Below are 15,415 nucleotides of genomic sequence, written 5' to 3' on the forward strand. Positions count from 1 at the left end.
GGAGCATCCCCCGGCCGAAGGCGACCGGACTCGCGAAGGGTCCCGGTGTACCCGGGGTCGCCAAGAACGACCCCATCATGGTGGTCGACAAGGTCACCCGCCGCTTCGGCGGTCTCACGGCCGTCGATGTGGAGCACCTGGAGATCCCCCGGGGCGCCATCACCGCCCTGATCGGGCCCAACGGGGCCGGGAAGACCACACTGTTCAACCTGCTCTGCGGGTTCGACAAGCCCAATACGGGCACGTGGTCCTACGACGGGAAGAGCCTGGCCGGCATCCCGGCGTTCAAGGTCGCCCGCATGGGCCAGGTGCGCACCTTCCAGCTCACCAAGGCCCTCTCGCTGCTGACCGTTCTCGAGAACATGAAGCTCGGAGCGCCCAAGCAGCGCGGCGAGAAGTTCTGGCAGGCCTTCTTCCCGGTGGTCTGGCGAGGTCAGGAGGACGCGAACGAGGAGAAGGCGCGCGGCCTCCTCCAGCGATTCAAGCTGGATGCGAAGGAGGCGGACTTCGCCGCGTCGCTCTCGGGCGGCCAGCGCAAGCTCCTCGAGATGGCGCGCGCCCTCATGAGCGACCCGAACCTCGTCATGCTCGACGAGCCCATGGCCGGTGTCAACCCGGCGCTCACCCAGTCGCTCCTCGACCACATCCTCGACCTCAAGGACCTGGGCGTGACCGTGCTGTTCGTCGAGCACGACATGCACATGGTGCGTCACATCGCCGACTGGGTCGTCGTGATGGCGGAGGGCAAGGTCGTGGCCGAGGGGCCGCCCGACACGGTCATGGCCGACCAGGCCGTCATCGACGCGTACCTCGGCAGCCACCAGGACGTGGATCTCGGTGTCGTCACCGGGAGGGTCTCGGGCGAACTCGACGCGTCTGCGCAGGAGCTTCTCGAGGAGATCAAAGAAGACGAGGCCGCGGCCCTGGCCGAGGCCGAGGAGGAGCAGAAGTGACCGTTTCGAGCCCCGCCCCCGCGGCCGCGCCGTCGCCGACCTCCTCGGACGAGATCGTCGTCGAGGTGAAGGATATGACGGCGGGCTATCTGCCCGGGATCAACATCATCAACAGCGCCAACCTCGTCGCCCGCAAGGGCGAGCTCATCGGCATCATCGGCCCGAACGGCGCCGGCAAGTCGACGCTCCTCAAATCGATCTTCGGTCTGGTGAAGGTGCGCGGGGGTGACATCACGCTGAACGGCGAGTCGATCGTCGGCCTCAAGGCCGACAAGCTCGTGCACCGCGGCGTCGCGTTCGTCCCGCAGAACAACAACGTCTTCCCCTCGCTGTCGATCGAAGAGAATCTGCAGATGGGGCTCTTCCAGAACCCGAAGGCCTACGCCGAACGCCTCGAGTTCGTCACCGGCATCTTCGCCGAGCTCGGCAAGCGGCTCAAGCAGCGCGCGGGCTCGCTCTCGGGTGGCGAACGGCAGATGGTCGCGATGAGTCGCGCGCTGATGATGAATCCGTCGGTGCTGCTGCTCGACGAGCCGTCGGCGGGGCTGTCACCGGTCCGACAGGACGATGCGTTCATCCGTGTCTCGGATATCAACAAGGCGGGTGTCACGACGATCATGGTCGAGCAGAACGCCCGCCGCTGTCTGCAGATCTGCGACCGCGGCTACGTCCTGGACCAGGGGCGCGACGCGCACCAGGGCACGGGGCGAGAGCTGCTGAACGACCCGCAGGTGATCGGCCTGTACCTCGGCACGCTCGGCGACGAGGCCCACTGACAGGCTTCACGCACGCGAGAGGGGCCGGATGCACGTCATCCGGCCCCTCTCGCGTGCCTGGCCGGAGCGTGTGACCGCGGGCATCACGCCCATGCCCCTTGCGGAGCCGCCGGACGCGCGGAGAGGGCCCCGGATCGCTCCGGGGCCCTCTCTGTGTGCGCGAGACGCTCAGCGGGTCTCGACGCGGGTGTACATGTTGTCGGCGCCGTACTGGAAGATGCCGATCGACGCCTCCGTCGGGTCGCCGGCCTCGTTGAAGGTGACCGGTCCCGAGTAGCCGTCGTAGTCCGCGACACCGCCGCCGTTGATGATGTCGGCGCACTCCGCGAACGACGTGCACTTCGTCCCGTCTCCCGAGCCGCCCGAGACCTCCTGCAGCTTCGACGACATGTCGGCGCCGCTGGTGCCACCGGAGGCCAGCGCGGACAGGGCGAGCAGCACGACGGCGTCGTACGACTCCGCCGAGTAGGAGTAGTCCTCGAGGGCCGGGTTGCCCGCGGCGGTCCACGACTCGTTCAGGCGCTTCTCGAAGTCATCCGTCAGCTCCGGGCCGGGGAGCGTGCCCTTGGCACCCTCGAGGGACACCGAGACCGCGCTGCCGTAGTTCGAGAGGTTGCCGTCCACCAGGTAGAAGTTCTTCGCCTCGGCGCCGGCGTTCACCAGCAGCGGAGCGATCGTCTTGAACTGGTCGAAGGTGATCAGGACGATCGCGTCCGGCTTGGCGGCCATGATCGTCGCGACCTGCGCATCGAACGAGCTGTCGCCGTCGTTGTAGGACGCCTCGGAGACGACCTTGCCGCCGGTCCCTTCGAAGACCTCCTTGACGACGCCGTACAGACCGGTGCCGTAGGCATCGTTCTGGTAGATGATGCCGATGTTCTTGTGGCCGTCCTCGGCCACGAGGTTGCCGAGCACCTCGCCCTGGAGCAGGTCGCTGGGAGCCGTGCGCCAGTAGAGGCCCTTGTCGTCCCACGTCGTGAAGTCCGGCGACGTGTTGGCGGGCGAGAAGGTGATGATGCCCGCGTCGACGTTGGAGTCGAGGAAGAGCTTGGTGACGCCGGATGCCGCGGCACCGATCATCGCCGAGACTCCCTCGCTCTGCAGCTTGGGGACGGTCGTCTCGAAGGCCTTGTTGTCGGCATCGCCCGAGTCGCCCGGGGTGAAGTCGACGGTGATGCCCTTCTTCGCCTCGTTGACCTCGTCGACGGCGAGCTGGACACCGGCCTGCTCCGGCGGGCCGAGGAAGGCGAGGCTTCCGGTCTGGGGCAGGACGCTGCCGATCTTGAGGGTCAGGTCCTTCATCGGGCCCTGGCTCTCGCTGGGCGTGGTCGACCCTCCGCCGCCGGCGCAGCCGGCGAGAAGGACGGCACTGACAGCGCCGACGGCGATGGCGCCGACGACCTTGCCTGCACCCGAACGTGTGAAGACGCTCATGTTGCTCCTTGCTGTGAATGAAACACGGCGTGGACTCGGGGTGCCGCGCCAGTGGCTCAAACCTAATCGGGCCGACGTCTCCGCAATGTTGCAATGCGTTAACGGTGTGTCACGGGGCGATCACGGTGCGATAACGACCCCGCTCCCGCGAGCTCCGGCGGGTCAGATGAGGTCGGTGGCGACGGCGACGCGGGAGCGGCGGGCGTGGCGCACCGAATCGACGCTGAGAAGGACGAGCGCGACCCAGACCAGTCCGAAGCCGACCCAGCGTTCGATCGGCATGGGCTCGCCGAGGATCCACCAGCCCGTGAGGAACTGCATGATCGGCGCGACGAACTGGAGGAGTCCGATGACGGTGAGCGGAGCGCGGCGGGCCCCCGCGGCGAACAGCAGCAGAGGAACGGCGGTCACGACTCCGGCGAGGGCGACGAGCGTCGTGTGCCCGGGGCCCTGGGTCCCGAAGACCAGGCCGGTCGTGGAGGCGACCACGACGAGCTGGACGAGGGCGATCGGCGTGAGCCAGAGCGATTCGAGGGTGAGCCCGCTGATGGCATCCACGCTCGGTCCGATCTGCTTCTTGACCAGGCCGTAGGTCCCGAACGACGCGGCGAGCGTCAGCGCGATCCAGGGGAAGGAGCCGTAGGCGACGATGATGACGATCACGGCGAGGGCGGCGAATGCGATCGCGACCCACTGCGCGGTGCGGAGCTTCTCGCCGAGAACCAGCACGCCGAGCAGCACGGTGACGATCGGATTGATGAAGTAGCCCAGGCTCCCCTCGATGACGTGGCCGGTGAGGATGCCGAGGAGGAAGACCTGCCAGTTCACGTAGATGAGAAGGCCGGCGACGATCGTCCAGAAGACGAGCCGCCGGTTGCGGAGGATCGCGACGAGTTTTGCCCAGGTGCGCGTGACGGTGAGCAGGATCGCGCAGAAGACGAGCGAGAAGAGGATGCGCCAGACGACGATCTCCCAGGGCCCGATCGGGGCCAGGAGGAGGAAGTACAGGGGCATGAACCCCCAGAGGAAGTACGCGGCGAAGGCATAGATGCCTCCGACCGCCTCTTCCGACCGCGGCGCCCGCCCGCCGGCGCGACCGCGGGGAGCCTCATCTGTCATGAGTGCCAGCCTAGAACGGTCGTGACCGGCGGCGGCGCGGCTCGGCGGACAGAACCCGGCGGATCACCGCCATCCGAGCGCGCACGCGCCGCATGGTGGCACGGCGAGGGGCCCGGATGCCATGGCATCCGGGCCCCTCGTACCGACTGTGGAGCGGCGTGTCAGCGAACGACGACCGCGAGCACGTCGCGGGCCGAGAGGACGAGGTACTCGTCCGCGCCGAACTTGACCTCGGTGCCGCCGTACTTCGAGTAGATGACGCGGTCGCCGACGGCGACGTCGAGCGGCACGCGGTTGCCGTTGTCGTCGATGCGACCCGGTCCGACCGCCACGACCTCGCCCTCCTGGGGCTTCTCCTTGGCGGTGTCGGGGATGACGAGACCGCTGGACGTGACCTGCTCGGCCTCGACCTGCGTGATGACGATGCGATCCTCGAGCGGCTTGATGGAAACCGACACGGTTCACCTCTTTCTGGTGCGGCGCATGGCCGCTGTCACGGAAAAGACTGATTAGCACCCGATGGGTCGGAGTGCTAATGGCAAGTCTAGAGTCTGGCTGGCACTCGTGCAACGCGAGTGCCAGCCGTATGTCGCGAGGAGGGTACCTGGTGCCTGAATCGTGTCTCATCTAACATCGACGTCAGGCCTCCGTTCGGGATCTCCGGGCAACGACGCGCGGACGATGTCGGAGGCATTCCCTTGGAGGTCGACGATGACATCCCCTCGAATCCCCTCGTTCCGGAAACGCGCACTCGCCGCGGTGGCCGCCGCCGCCGCGCTCGTGGTCGGCGCCGTCGCCGGGCCCCTCGCCGCACCGGCGTCCGCGGCCACCGGCAGCTGGACCACCGAGACGATCGCCGGCATGAGCGTTCGGCTCTACACCCCGGCCAGCGCCCCCGCCCTTCCCGCCGGCCGCGCCCTCATGGTGAGCCTCCACGGCTGCGTGCAGACCGCGTCGGTGCTCCAGAGCGCCGGAAACTGGGCCGCGACGGCCGAGAAGTACGGAATGGTGGTGGCCCTCCCCGACGCGCCGAACGGCGGCGTCGTGCTGGGCTGCTGGGACTACTACGACGCGAACCACTCGCGCACCGCACCCGCCCGACACGACGACAACCTGCTCGGCCTCGTGACGGCGCTGACCGGACGCGCCGGTCTCGGCATCGACGATGACCAGGTCTACCTCTCCGGGCTGTCGTCGGGCGGCGGCGAGACGATGGTGATGGGATGCCTCGCCCCGGACGTCTTCGCCGGGATCGGCATCAATGCCGGCCCGACGGTCGGCACCACGTCGGGCCAGATCTCGAGCGTCGCCGTCTCGCAGACCCAGGGCCGGAACACCTGCACGGGGTTCGCCGGCTCGGCATCCGGAGCCTTCGCCTCCCAGCTGACCTCCGTCGTCTACGGATCGAACGACACGACTGTCGCCCCCGGCTACAACACGCTGAATGCGCAGATCATGGCGTCGATCTACGGCGCGGGCACGACGTCGTCGTTCAGCCTCAGCACGCTGGCGGGCAGCAACACCGCCGGATCCGGCACGCTGTACGCGGATGCCGCCGGCCCGCGGGTCTCGCTCATCCAGAACACCGGCCTCGGCCACAACTGGCCGGCGGGCGGCGGCCCCGGCGGCTCGTACGTGTCGACGAACAGCATCGACTACCCGGCCTACGTCACGGGCTTCTTCTTCGACAACAACCGCCGCGTCGATCGCAGCGGCAGCCCCACTCCGACTCCGACGTCCACCCCGACCGCGACCCCCACGCCCACTCCCACCCCGACCGCGACGCCCACCCCGACCGCGACGCCGACCCCGACGGGCTGCGTGACGGCGACGAACGCCGCGCACAAGGCGGCGGGGCGCGCGACGAGCTATGGCGTCAACCCGTACAACCCGTACTACGCACTCGGGAGCCTCGACTACCTCGGTCAGGGCGACGCGACGGTGGTGAGTCTCCAGCAGACATCGGCATCGGTGTGGAAGAAGGTGGGCGGCTGCTGACACCTCCCGCAGATCCCGGTGGGCCCGTGCCGCGGCGGCGCGGGCCCGCCCCGGGGCGGAACCCTAGGCTGGAGCGATGGACTTCGCCGAGCTCACCGCGCTGCTGACTCCAGAGGGGTTGCGGCTCCTCGACGAGGTCGGCGGCATCGACAGCACCGATGAGGCGGCCGCCACCGTGTCACGACTGCGCGCGGCCGGCCTCTCGCCCGACCTCGTCTCCGCGGTGGTCGGCCAGGCGCGTCTGAGAACGCGGGCTCGAACGAAGTTCGGCGCATTCGCGGACCGGATGCTCTTCACCCGCGCGGGCCTCGAGCAGGCGACGCGCCTCGAGATCGGCGCACGCCATGCGGGGCGGTTCCGAAGCGCCGAGGTGGAGCGCGTCGCCGACCTCGGCTGCGGGATCGGCGGCGACTCGCTCGCCTTCGCCGGCATCGGGCTCGACGTCCTCGCCGTCGACGTCGACGAGGTGACCGCCGCGCTGGCCGCCTACAACCTCGCTCCCTTCGGCGACGCGGCGACGGTGCTGCACGCCCGCGCCGAGGAGGTCGAGCTCGCGGACGCGGATGCCGTGTGGCTCGACCCCGCTCGCCGCACCGCAGGGCACGGCGAGACGACGCGGGTCGGTGCGGCGGAGTGGTCACCGGCTCTCGAGTGGGTGTGGGAGGTGGCATCCCGGCGTCCGGCGGGGATCAAGCTCGGCCCCGGCTTCGATCGCACGCAGATCCCGCAGGACGCCGAGGCGCAGTGGATCTCCGTCGACGGCTCGACGATCGAGCTCGTCGTCTGGACCGGCTCCCTCGCGCGCCCCGGTGTGCGCCGCGCGGCGCTCGTCATCCGCGGCGGCCGCGCCGCGGAGCTCACGGCGGCCGCGGATGCTCCGGATGCCGAGGTCCGCCCGCTCGGCGCGTACCTCCACGAGCCGGAGGGCGCGGTCATCCGCGCGCGGCTCATCGGCGAGGTGGCGAGGGCGATCGATGCGGGCATGCTCGACCCGAAAGTCGCCTACCTGACATCCGACACGGAGGCATCCAGCCCGTTCGTCCAGAGCTTCCGCATACGCGAGACCCTGCCGAACGACGTGAAGGCCCTCTCCCGCGCTCTGCGCGAACGCGGGATCGGGACGCTGGAGATCAAGAAGCGCGCGGTCGATGTCGATCCAGCGACGCTCCGTGCCCGGCTCAAGCTGAAGGGCGCGGCGGCGGCGACCCTGATCGTGACCCGCATCGGCGACCGCCGCGTCACCCTCCTCGCCGACCGGGTCTAGCCGAAGAGCGGACCCTGAGTCGACGCCCACCACAGCCATCCGGCGCTGTAGAGAAGGGAGAGGAGGCTCAGGCACAGCGCCCACACCGCCACGGGGCGCGACTCCCACGGACGGCGGAGCGCGGCGATCGCCAGCCCCCCGCCGAGGACGCCGATGAGGAAGCCCCAGCCGACCAGCAGCGAGACGAGGACTGCCGCGACGGAGAACGCGAGCGCCCAGGCGGCGCTCCGCGGCATCGACGGCGGCACGGGTGCCCACCGCACGTCCGGGCCGGTGTGCGCGGCGTCGGTGTGGACGGACTCGGTGATCGGCACGGGCTCGGTGAACTCGCGCTGGAATCCGCCGCGGTGCTCGCCCGGCAGCGCCGCCGATGCAGCCGGCGCAAGGTCATCGGGGAGCGCGGGAGGCGGCTCGCCCGCACGGGCCGCGCGCTCCTCCGGCCGACCGTCGCGCCGCTGATCGCCGTCGCTCATGCGGTCACCCCCGCGACCTGGATCTCGGTGACGGGAAGAGTCGAATCCGCGCCGAACGCGAGGGTCGACGGCGCGTGCCCCGTCGCCATGAGCTGGGCGGCGAGCGCGGCGATCATGGCGCCGTTGTCGGTGCACAGGCTCAGCGGAGGGATGCGGACCGCCACCCCCGCCTCCGCCGCCCGTGCGAGCGCGACCTCCCGCAGGCGCCGATTCGCGATGACGCCTCCCCCGAGGAGGAGACGCGGCACGCCGAAGCGGTCGCAGGCATCCAGCGCCTTGGTCACGAGCACGTCGACGACGGCCTCGCGGAAGGAGGCCGCGACATCCGCCGTGTCGATCGGGGTGCCGGCGGCCTCGGCCTGCTCGATCCACCGCGCGACGGCGGTCTTCAGCCCCGAGAACGAGAAGTCGTATCGATGCTCGGCCATGTCGGACGCGCGCGACAGCCCGCGCGGGAAGCGGATCGCCGTGGGATCGCCGGTCGCCGCCGCGCGGTCGATCTCGGGGCCGCCGGGGTAGGGCAGTCCCAGGATGCGCGCGATCTTGTCGAAGGCCTCACCGGCCGCGTCATCGACGGTCTCGCCGAGGAGTTCGACGTCGGAGACGAGGTCGCGGACGAGCAGCAGCGACGTGTGGCCGCCGCTGACGAGAAGGGCGACCGTCGGGTACTCGACCTCGTCCCCCGCCAGGATGTCGGCGGCGATGTGCCCGACGAGGTGGTTCACGGCGTAGAGCGGCTTGTCGAGGCTGACCGCGAGCGCCTTCGCCGCGCCGACGCCGACCATGAGCGCGCCGGCGAGACCGGGACCGCTCGTGACCGCGACCGCGTCGAGGTCGTCGAGCCCGATGCCCGCCTCCGCGACGGCGGCCTCGATCGCCGGCTGCAGGGCCTCCAGATGCGCGCGCGCCGCGACCTCGGGGACGACACCCCCGTAGCGCGCGTGCTCGTCCATCGAGCTGGCGATCGTATTGCTGAGGAGAGTCCTGCCGCGGACGATCCCGATGCCGGTCTCGTCGCAGCTCGTCTCGATCCCGAGGACGAGGGGTTCGGTGGCAGCCATGGCTCAGAGACTCCGTTCCGGAAGCAGGGGCGATCGGGCCGCGGCGCCTCCTCGGGCGCGGCGGGTGCCGTTCGGGCCTGCTGACGAGACGCGGCTCACGTGCAGGCTCCCGCCTCGCTGGACTGGGGGGCCCGCGCGGCGGCCCACGCCACCACGTCGAGCTGCATGACGATGGCATCCACCCCGTCGGCGGCGTAGTAGCCCACGCGCGTGCCGATCACCTGGAAGCCCTCCGACGCGTACAGGTTCTGCGCGACGGGGTTGTCGGCCCGGACGTCCAGGAAGACGTGGCGCACTCCCCGCAGGGACGCCTGGTCCAGCAGCGCGACGAGGAGCGCGCGCCCCGTGCCGCGACCCCGGGCGGGCTCGGCGAGGGCGATCGTCTGGATGTCGGCGTCGTGCGCCCCGCGGGGCGCGCGCAGCCCGGCGTATCCCTCGACGCGTCCGGCCCGCTCGGCGACCACGTAGTGACTGTGCGGCGATGCGAGCTCGGCGCCCATCATCGCGGAACTCCACGCGTCGGAGGGGAAGGCGGCGTGCTCGATCGCCATGATCGCGTCGAGGTCGGCGGGTGTCGCGGCGCGCAGGTCGCTCATACGCCCACCCGCTTCCGGGCCGCCGGCAGCGTGACATCCGGGGCGCGCAGGTAGAGCGGCTCGGGTCCGGCCAGGGTGCGACCGGCGGCCGCCGCCCGCGCGGCGAGGGTGGCGATCATCGACGCGGGGATCGACGTCACGTCGCGCCGCTCGGCATCGAGCGCCGCGAGCTCGTCATCGATGCGGTCACGCGGGGTGAGGAGCGGTCCCTCGACGCGCACCGGGATGCCGTCGTCGTCGATGCCGTCGTAGACCGAGAACGCGAACTCGCGGCGCCGCGCATCGGTCACGACCGCGAAGCGCGGCACGTCGCCGAAAGGGTCGGCCAGAGCGCGCCCGAGGAAGACGGCGAGCGCCGCGGCGTCATGGCTCGGCACGGCGATCACGGGGAGGCCGCGTCCGAGCGCGAACGCGCGCGCAGCGGCGATGCCGACCCGCAGGCCCGTGAAGGGGCCGGGTCCCATCCCGGCCGCGACGTGCGTGAGGACGACGGGCTCGCCCGCCCCGGTCTGCCCGATCGGGCCGCGCGCGGCATCCGTCAGAGCGGTCGTGAGCAGCGAGCCGATCGCCTCGGCGTGTCCCAGCGGGTTGTCACTGGATGACTCGGCCCGGACGACGCCGTCGGAGTCGGTGACGGCGACCGACGTGCCGAGGGAGGTGTCGATGCCGAGGATCACGTCATCCAGGGTACCGGGGCCGCGGCGGGCGAGCTCTGCCGGCAGGTCCTCACGCCGGCCGCCCCCCGCCTCAGAAGGTCGCGGCGTCGGGATCGGCGCCGACGCGCTGGCCCCGGTCGATGGCATCGATGGCCGCCACCTCGTCCGCCGTGAGGTCGAAGCCGAACACGTCGAAGTTCTGCGCGATCCGCTCCGGCGTGGACGACTTCGGGAACACGATGATGCCGTGGTCGAGGTGCCAGCGGAGGACGACCTGGGCCGGCGTGACGCCGTGCGCCGCGGCGGCCGCAGCGACCGCGTCCTCGCCGAAGAGGTCGTACTTGCCCTGCCCGAGGGGTCCCCACGCTTCGATGCGGATGTCGCGGTCCCCGGCGAAGGCGCGGAGGTCGCGCTGCGCGAACGCGGGGTGCAGCTCGATCTGGTCGACCGCCGGGACCGTATCGGTCTCGGCGAGCAGACGCTCGAGGTGCGGGCGGTGGAAGTTCGAGACGCCGATCGAGCGGGTGAGCCCCTCACCGCGGAAGGACTCGAGCTGCTGCCACGTCTGGACGTAGAGATCGAGGTCGGGGCGCGGCCAGTGGATGAGGTACAGGTCGACGTGGTCGAGACCGAGACGCTCGAGGCTCGCCTCGATCGCGCCGCGAGCGCGCTCGGACCCCTGCTCGCTGTTCCACAGCTTCGTCGTGATGAACAGCTCGTCGCGCGGGATGCCGCTCGCCGCGATCGCGCGCCCGACACCCTCCTCGTTCCCATAGACGGCGGCCGTGTCGATGTGCCGGTAGCCGACCTCGAGGGCCGTGCTGACGAGACGCTCGGTCTCGCCGGGGTCGACCTTGAAGACCCCGTAACCGAGCTGCGGGATGGTGTGGCCGTCGTTGAGGGTGAGGAGCGGAACCGTCGTCATGCCTCCAGCCTGGCATGCGGAGGGGGCAGGTGGGGCCGCGTCAGGGACGGCGGGAGATGCGAACCTGGCGGGGCGCGGCATCCTCCATGGCCGCCGCGTGCGGACCGGCGGTGCCGCAGGCGTTGTCGACGCCGGTGCCGCTCCAGCCCCGGTCGATCTCGACCTCCCACCACGTGTCCGCGACGGCCGCGGCGAACGGGGCGGCCCATTCGGCGACGACGACCGAGTGCGCGAAGTCGATGTCCAGGTCGTCGAGCTCACCGTCGGTGCCGAGGCGATAGGCATCCACGTGCACGAGCGCGGGCCCGTCGCCGAGAGCCGGGTGGGTGCGGGCGATGACGAACGTGGGGCTCTGGATGCGTCCGCGGACGTCGAGGGACGCCGCGATGCCGCGGGTGAGGGTCGTCTTGCCCGCGCCGAGCGGACCCGTCAGAACGACGAGGTCGCCCGGGCGAAGCGCCGCCCCGAGCCTGCGGCCGAGGTCCTCCATCTCCTCGGGAGAGGAGACCTCCCGCTCGCCCACGAAGGCGTCCAACCCGCTCATGCGATCACCGTGTTCATCACTCGGTCCGAACGCCGCGGGCGGCCGATTCATTTCCCGAGGATCCGCCGGCGGTGCGCGGCACGCGGGGCCCGATGCGGGTGACGATCTCGTAGTTGATGGTGCCGGCGGCATCCGCCCACGCCTCCACCGGCGGGGCGCCGAGGGTGGGGTCGCCGAAGAGCATCGCCTCGTCGCCGACCGCGACGGGATGATCTCCGACGTCGACGACGAACTGGTCCATCGCGATACGGCCCGCGACCGGGAACGTGGCGCCGCCGATGCGGACGGCGGCTCCTCCGGAGGCGGCGCGCGGCACGCCATCGGCATACCCGAGCGGGACGAGGGCGAGTGTCGTCTCGGTGTCCGTGCGGTGCGTGTACCCGTAGGACACACCCTGATCCGCGGGCACCCGCCGGACGGCCGCGACGGCGGCGCGCAGGGACATCGCGGGGCGGAGTCCCAGGCTGGCGGAGGTGCGGTCCGGGAACGGGGACAGCCCGTACATCGCGATCCCGATGCGGACGCAGCCCAGCCGCGCCTCGGGCAGATCGATGGCCGCGTGGGAGGCGGCGATGTGTCGCAGCGAGGGCGTGAGTCCGTGTCGTGCGGCGAGCGCGAGCGCGTCCTGGAAGCGCGCGAGCGCGGCGCGGTCCTCGTCGGCGCTCGTATTGGAGAGGTGGCTGAAGATCCCGATCACGCGGAGTCGGCCGATCCGCTCCAGACGCGCGGCCTCGGCGAACACCCGCGGCAGGTCGGCGGGAGCGAGTCCGTTGCGCCCGAGTCCGGTCTCGAGTTTCAGCTGCACCGTGACGGGGCGACCTCCGGATGCCGCGTCGGAGGCGGCGAGGAGCTGTTCGAAGCTCGAGATGCCGAGTTCGATCCCTGCGACGGCCGCCTCGGCGAAGGAGACGCCGGGCGCGTGCAGCCAGGCGAGGACGGGGGCGTCGATCCCAGCGCGGCGCAGGGCCAGGGCCTCGCCGATGTCCGCGACCCCGAGGCGCGTGGCGCCGCCGGCGAGCGCCGCGAGCGCGGAGCGGACGGCGCCGTGCCCGTAGCCGTCCGCCTTGACGACGGCGATGACCTCGGCATCGGTCAGGCGGCGCAGGTGCCGCACATTCTCGGTGATGGCCATCGTGTCGATGACCGCTTCGCGCATCGTTCCGGCGGGAAGGCGGCTCACGAGAGAGCCCCCGCGCCGGATGCCGCGCCGGATGCCTCGGCGACGACGTACGCGGTCGCGAGGCCGGCGTCGTGGCTGAGGGAGAGGTGCAGGGCGGTGATGCCGCGTGCGGCGACGGTGGCATCCGTCTCCCCCGACAGGGCGAAGACCGGCCGACCGCTCGGTTCGGACGCGACCTCGATGTCGGTCCAGTGGACGCCGTCGGAGCCGCCGAGCGCCTTGATGAGCGCTTCCTTGGCGGCGTAGCGCGCGGCGAGCGAGTGCGGCTTCAGCGTGCGCTCCGCGGGGGCGAACAGCCGCTCGAGCAGGCGCGGCGTGCGCGTCAGCGAACGCTCGAAGCGCGGGATGTCGACGAGGTCGACGCCGATACCGACGATCACGGCATCCACCCTACCCACCACCCCCGCCCGCCCCGCGTCCGCCCCGCGCCCCCGACCTGCCCGCGAGACACCGTCTGCGCGCCGAGACACCGGTGCACGCGTGGAGTCTCGGTGCGCCGGGGGTGTCTCGCGGCCAGAGGCGGGGCGGGGCGAGGCGGGGCGAGGCGAGGCGAGCGGGGCGGGGCGGGGGTCGCGGATCCCGCGTCTACTCGACCGTGACGGACTTGGCGAGGTTGCGCGGCTGGTCGACGTCGAGTCCCTTGGCCGTCGCCAGGCCCATCGCGAAGATGTGCAGCGGCACGACCGCGAGCAGCGGCTCGAAGAACGGTCCGGCCAGCGGGATGCGCAGCACCTCGTCGGCGAACGGGAGCACGGCGGCATCCCCTTCTTCGGCGACGGCGATGACGCGGGCACCGCGCGCGCGGATCTCCTGGATGTTGGAGACCACCTTCTTGTGCAGCTCGGCCGACTCGCGGGGCGAGGGGACCAGGACGAACACCGGCTGCCCCGGCTCGATCAGCGCGATGGGGCCGTGCTTGAGCTCACCTGCGGCGAAGCCCTCGGCGTGGATGTAGCTGATCTCCTTCAGCTTGAGCGCCCCCTCGAGAGCGATCGGGTACCCGACGTGGCGCCCGAGGAAGAGCACGGACTGCGTGTCGGCCATCCAGCGCGAGAACTGCTCGATGTGCGCCTGCTCCTCATCGAGCACCCGCTGGATCTTCGCCGGCACCGCTTCGAGCTCGCGCACGTGGTCCGCGGCCTCCACAGCGGGCAGCGAGCCGCGCAGGCGTGCGACGTGCAGGGCGAAGAGGTAGAGCGCCGTGATCTGGGCGACGAACGCCTTCGTGGATGCCACCGCCACCTCCGGCCCCGCGTGCGTGTAGATCACGGCATCGGACTCACGCGGGATCGTCGCGCCCTGGGTGTTGCAGATCGAGAGCGTCCGCGCGCCGCGCTCGCGCGCGTACTTGACGGCCATGAGGGTGTCCATCGTCTCGCCGGACTGGCTGATCGAGACGACGAGCGTGTCGTCGCCGATGACCGGGTCGCGGTAGCGGAACTCGTGCGCCAGCTCGACGCTCACCGGGACGCGGGTCCACTGCTCGATCGCGTAGGCGCCGGTCTGCGCCGCGTAGGCGGCCGTCCCGCACGCGACGATGATGACGCGGCGGATGCCGGTGAACAGGTCGTCGAGGCCTTCGAGCTCCGGGATGACGACCTGTCCGTCGTGGACGCGTCCGCGGATGGTGTTCGCGACGGCGTCGGGCTCCTCCGAGACCTCCTTCGCCATGAACGAGGACCATCCGCCCTTCTCGGCGGCCGAGGCATCCCAGACGACCTCGAAGGGCTCGACGGAGACCTCTTCGCCGGCGAAGTCCGTGACCGTGACGCCCTCGGGGGTGATCGCGACGATCTCGTCCTGACCGATCGCGAGGGCGCTCCGCGTGTGCTCGACGAACGCCGCGACGTCCGAGCCGAGGAAGTTCTCCCCCTCCCCCAGCCCGATCACGAGGGGGGAGTTGCGGCGCGCGCCGACGACGAGGCCGGGCTGGTCCTGGTGCATCGCGAGCAGGGTGAACGCGCCCTCGAGGCGCTTCGCGACCGCGCGGAACGCCGCGACGAGGTCGCCGGATGCCTGGTACTCGTGACCGAGGAGGACCGCGGCGACCTCTGTGTCGGTCTCCGAGCGGAACGTGTAGCCGAGGCTCAGGAGCTCGGCCTTGAGCTCGGAGAAGTTCTCGATGATGCCGTTGTGGATCACGGCCAGCTTGTCGTCGTCGGCGAGGTGCGGGTGCGCATTGGCATCCGTCGGACCCCCGTGCGTCGCCCAGCGCGTGTGTCCGATGCCGGTCGTCCCGTCCGGCATCGGGTGAGCGGCGAGGTCGTCGCGCAGGACCTGCAGCTTGCCCGCGCGCTTGCGCATGTCGAGGTCGCCGGCGGCGTCGATCACGGCGATGCCGGCGGAGTCGTATCCGCGGTACTCGAGTCGCGCCAAACCCGAGATCAGGATGGCCTGGCTGTCGCGAGGGCCCACGTATCCGACGATTCCACACAT

16 protein-coding genes are annotated in these 15,415 nt (G+C 71.1%); 4 read left to right on the forward strand and 12 right to left on the reverse strand.

The annotated features are described in order from the left end of the window. Nucleotides 1-77: 77 nt before the first annotated feature. Both J0P97_RS05505 and J0P97_RS05510 read left to right on the forward strand, forming a co-directional pair. On the forward strand, nucleotides 78-953 hold the full coding sequence (locus J0P97_RS05505) for an ABC transporter ATP-binding protein (RefSeq protein WP_215486919.1): 876 nt from the start codon (nucleotides 78-80) through the stop codon (nucleotides 951-953). 74 nt (nucleotides 954-1,027) lie between these two features. Beyond that, entirely contained in the window at nucleotides 1,028-1,729 is a 702-nt protein-coding gene (locus J0P97_RS05510) for an ABC transporter ATP-binding protein (protein ID WP_215486920.1), read from the forward strand. Between the two features lie 168 nt (nucleotides 1,730-1,897). Here the strand turns inward: J0P97_RS05510 and J0P97_RS05515 are convergent, their stop codons facing one another. From J0P97_RS05515 to groES, 3 genes are all read right to left on the reverse strand, one after another. After that, a complete protein-coding gene (locus J0P97_RS05515) occupies nucleotides 1,898-3,163 on the reverse strand; it encodes an ABC transporter substrate-binding protein (RefSeq protein WP_215486780.1) in 1,266 nt (421 codons plus the stop codon). A gap of 162 nt (nucleotides 3,164-3,325) precedes the next feature. After that, on the reverse strand, nucleotides 3,326-4,282 hold the full coding sequence (gene rarD / locus J0P97_RS05520; RefSeq protein WP_215486781.1) for an EamA family transporter RarD: 957 nt from the start codon (nucleotides 4,280-4,282) through the stop codon (nucleotides 3,326-3,328). A 161-nt stretch (nucleotides 4,283-4,443) separates the two neighbouring features. Beyond that, nucleotides 4,444-4,740 carry a co-chaperone GroES gene (gene groES, locus J0P97_RS05525; RefSeq protein ID WP_215486782.1) on the reverse strand — a complete coding sequence of 99 codons (297 nt, stop codon included), beginning with the start codon at nucleotides 4,738-4,740 and terminating at the stop codon, nucleotides 4,444-4,446. Between the two features lie 253 nt (nucleotides 4,741-4,993). On the opposite strand from groES, the gene J0P97_RS05530 reads away from it, so the two are divergent. After that, nucleotides 4,994-6,280 carry an extracellular catalytic domain type 1 short-chain-length polyhydroxyalkanoate depolymerase gene (locus tag J0P97_RS05530; protein WP_246539838.1) on the forward strand — a complete coding sequence of 429 codons (1,287 nt, stop codon included), beginning with the start codon at nucleotides 4,994-4,996 and terminating at the stop codon, nucleotides 6,278-6,280. A 76-nt stretch (nucleotides 6,281-6,356) separates the two neighbouring features. Beyond that, nucleotides 6,357-7,544: a class I SAM-dependent methyltransferase gene (locus tag J0P97_RS05535; protein WP_215486784.1), complete on the forward strand. Its 1,188-nt coding sequence runs from the start codon at nucleotides 6,357-6,359 to the stop codon at nucleotides 7,542-7,544. On the opposite strand, the gene J0P97_RS05540 is transcribed toward J0P97_RS05535, so the two are convergent. From J0P97_RS05540 to glmS, 9 genes are all read right to left on the reverse strand, one after another. Continuing rightward, nucleotides 7,541-8,017: a hypothetical protein gene (locus tag J0P97_RS05540; protein ID WP_246539839.1), complete on the reverse strand. Its 477-nt coding sequence runs from the start codon at nucleotides 8,015-8,017 to the stop codon at nucleotides 7,541-7,543. The genes J0P97_RS05535 and J0P97_RS05540 overlap by 4 nt on opposite strands. After that, nucleotides 8,014-9,078 (reverse strand): tRNA (adenosine(37)-N6)-threonylcarbamoyltransferase complex transferase subunit TsaD, encoded by a 1,065-nt coding sequence (gene tsaD, locus J0P97_RS05545; protein ID WP_215486785.1) that lies wholly within the window; start codon nucleotides 9,076-9,078, stop codon nucleotides 8,014-8,016. The genes J0P97_RS05540 and tsaD overlap by 4 nt, the downstream gene beginning before the upstream one ends. 95 nt (nucleotides 9,079-9,173) lie before the next feature. Then, nucleotides 9,174-9,674 (reverse strand): ribosomal protein S18-alanine N-acetyltransferase, encoded by a 501-nt coding sequence (gene rimI, locus J0P97_RS05550; RefSeq protein WP_215486786.1) that lies wholly within the window; start codon nucleotides 9,672-9,674, stop codon nucleotides 9,174-9,176. Then, nucleotides 9,671-10,351 carry a tRNA (adenosine(37)-N6)-threonylcarbamoyltransferase complex dimerization subunit type 1 TsaB gene (tsaB, locus tag J0P97_RS05555; protein WP_215486787.1) on the reverse strand — a complete coding sequence of 227 codons (681 nt, stop codon included), beginning with the start codon at nucleotides 10,349-10,351 and terminating at the stop codon, nucleotides 9,671-9,673. Before tsaB ends, rimI begins: the two co-directional genes overlap by 4 nt. Nucleotides 10,352-10,421: 70 nt before the next feature. Continuing rightward, nucleotides 10,422-11,255 carry an aldo/keto reductase gene (locus tag J0P97_RS05560; protein ID WP_215486788.1) on the reverse strand — a complete coding sequence of 278 codons (834 nt, stop codon included), beginning with the start codon at nucleotides 11,253-11,255 and terminating at the stop codon, nucleotides 10,422-10,424. A gap of 40 nt (nucleotides 11,256-11,295) precedes the next feature. Then, nucleotides 11,296-11,799: a tRNA (adenosine(37)-N6)-threonylcarbamoyltransferase complex ATPase subunit type 1 TsaE gene (locus J0P97_RS05565; RefSeq protein WP_215486789.1), complete on the reverse strand. Its 504-nt coding sequence runs from the start codon at nucleotides 11,797-11,799 to the stop codon at nucleotides 11,296-11,298. 16 nt (nucleotides 11,800-11,815) lie between these two features. Further along, nucleotides 11,816-12,979 carry an alanine racemase gene (alr, locus tag J0P97_RS05570; protein WP_308163445.1) on the reverse strand — a complete coding sequence of 388 codons (1,164 nt, stop codon included), beginning with the start codon at nucleotides 12,977-12,979 and terminating at the stop codon, nucleotides 11,816-11,818. Further along, nucleotides 12,976-13,359: a holo-ACP synthase gene (locus tag J0P97_RS05575; protein ID WP_215486790.1), complete on the reverse strand. Its 384-nt coding sequence runs from the start codon at nucleotides 13,357-13,359 to the stop codon at nucleotides 12,976-12,978. Before J0P97_RS05575 ends, alr begins: the two co-directional genes overlap by 4 nt. A gap of 205 nt (nucleotides 13,360-13,564) precedes the next feature. After that, nucleotides 13,565-15,415 carry a glutamine--fructose-6-phosphate transaminase (isomerizing) gene (gene glmS / locus J0P97_RS05580; protein WP_215486791.1) on the reverse strand — a complete coding sequence of 617 codons (1,851 nt, stop codon included), beginning with the start codon at nucleotides 15,413-15,415 and terminating at the stop codon, nucleotides 13,565-13,567.

It is taken from the genome of Microbacterium flavum, from assembly GCF_018717645.1.
Classification (GTDB): domain Bacteria; phylum Actinomycetota; class Actinomycetes; order Actinomycetales; family Microbacteriaceae; genus Microbacterium; species Microbacterium flavum.

Excerpts from the sequence above, each read along its gene's own strand:
- J0P97_RS05515 (WP_215486780.1), bottom strand. The coding sequence starts at position 3,163 with ATGAGCGTCTTCACACGTTCGGGTGCAGGCAAGGTCGTCGGCGCCATC.
- rimI (WP_215486786.1), bottom strand. The coding sequence starts at position 9,674 with ATGAGCGACCTGCGCGCCGCGACACCCGCCGACCTCGACGCGATCATG.
- tsaD (WP_215486785.1), bottom strand. The coding sequence starts at position 9,078 with ATGGCTGCCACCGAACCCCTCGTCCTCGGGATCGAGACGAGCTGCGAC.
- J0P97_RS05535 (WP_215486784.1), top strand. The coding sequence starts at position 6,357 with ATGGACTTCGCCGAGCTCACCGCGCTGCTGACTCCAGAGGGGTTGCGG.
- glmS (WP_215486791.1), bottom strand. The coding sequence starts at position 15,415 with ATGTGTGGAATCGTCGGATACGTGGGCCCTCGCGACAGCCAGGCCATC.
- J0P97_RS05510 (WP_215486920.1), top strand. The coding sequence starts at position 1,028 with ATGACGGCGGGCTATCTGCCCGGGATCAACATCATCAACAGCGCCAAC.
- J0P97_RS05540 (WP_246539839.1), bottom strand. The coding sequence starts at position 8,017 with ATGAGCGACGGCGATCAGCGGCGCGACGGTCGGCCGGAGGAGCGCGCG.
- rarD (WP_215486781.1), bottom strand. The coding sequence starts at position 4,282 with ATGACAGATGAGGCTCCCCGCGGTCGCGCCGGCGGGCGGGCGCCGCGG.
- J0P97_RS05565 (WP_215486789.1), bottom strand. The coding sequence starts at position 11,799 with ATGAGCGGGTTGGACGCCTTCGTGGGCGAGCGGGAGGTCTCCTCTCCC.
- J0P97_RS05560 (WP_215486788.1), bottom strand. The coding sequence starts at position 11,255 with ATGACGACGGTTCCGCTCCTCACCCTCAACGACGGCCACACCATCCCG.
- J0P97_RS05530 (WP_246539838.1), top strand. The coding sequence starts at position 4,994 with ATGACATCCCCTCGAATCCCCTCGTTCCGGAAACGCGCACTCGCCGCG.
- J0P97_RS05505 (WP_215486919.1), top strand. The coding sequence starts at position 78 with ATGGTGGTCGACAAGGTCACCCGCCGCTTCGGCGGTCTCACGGCCGTC.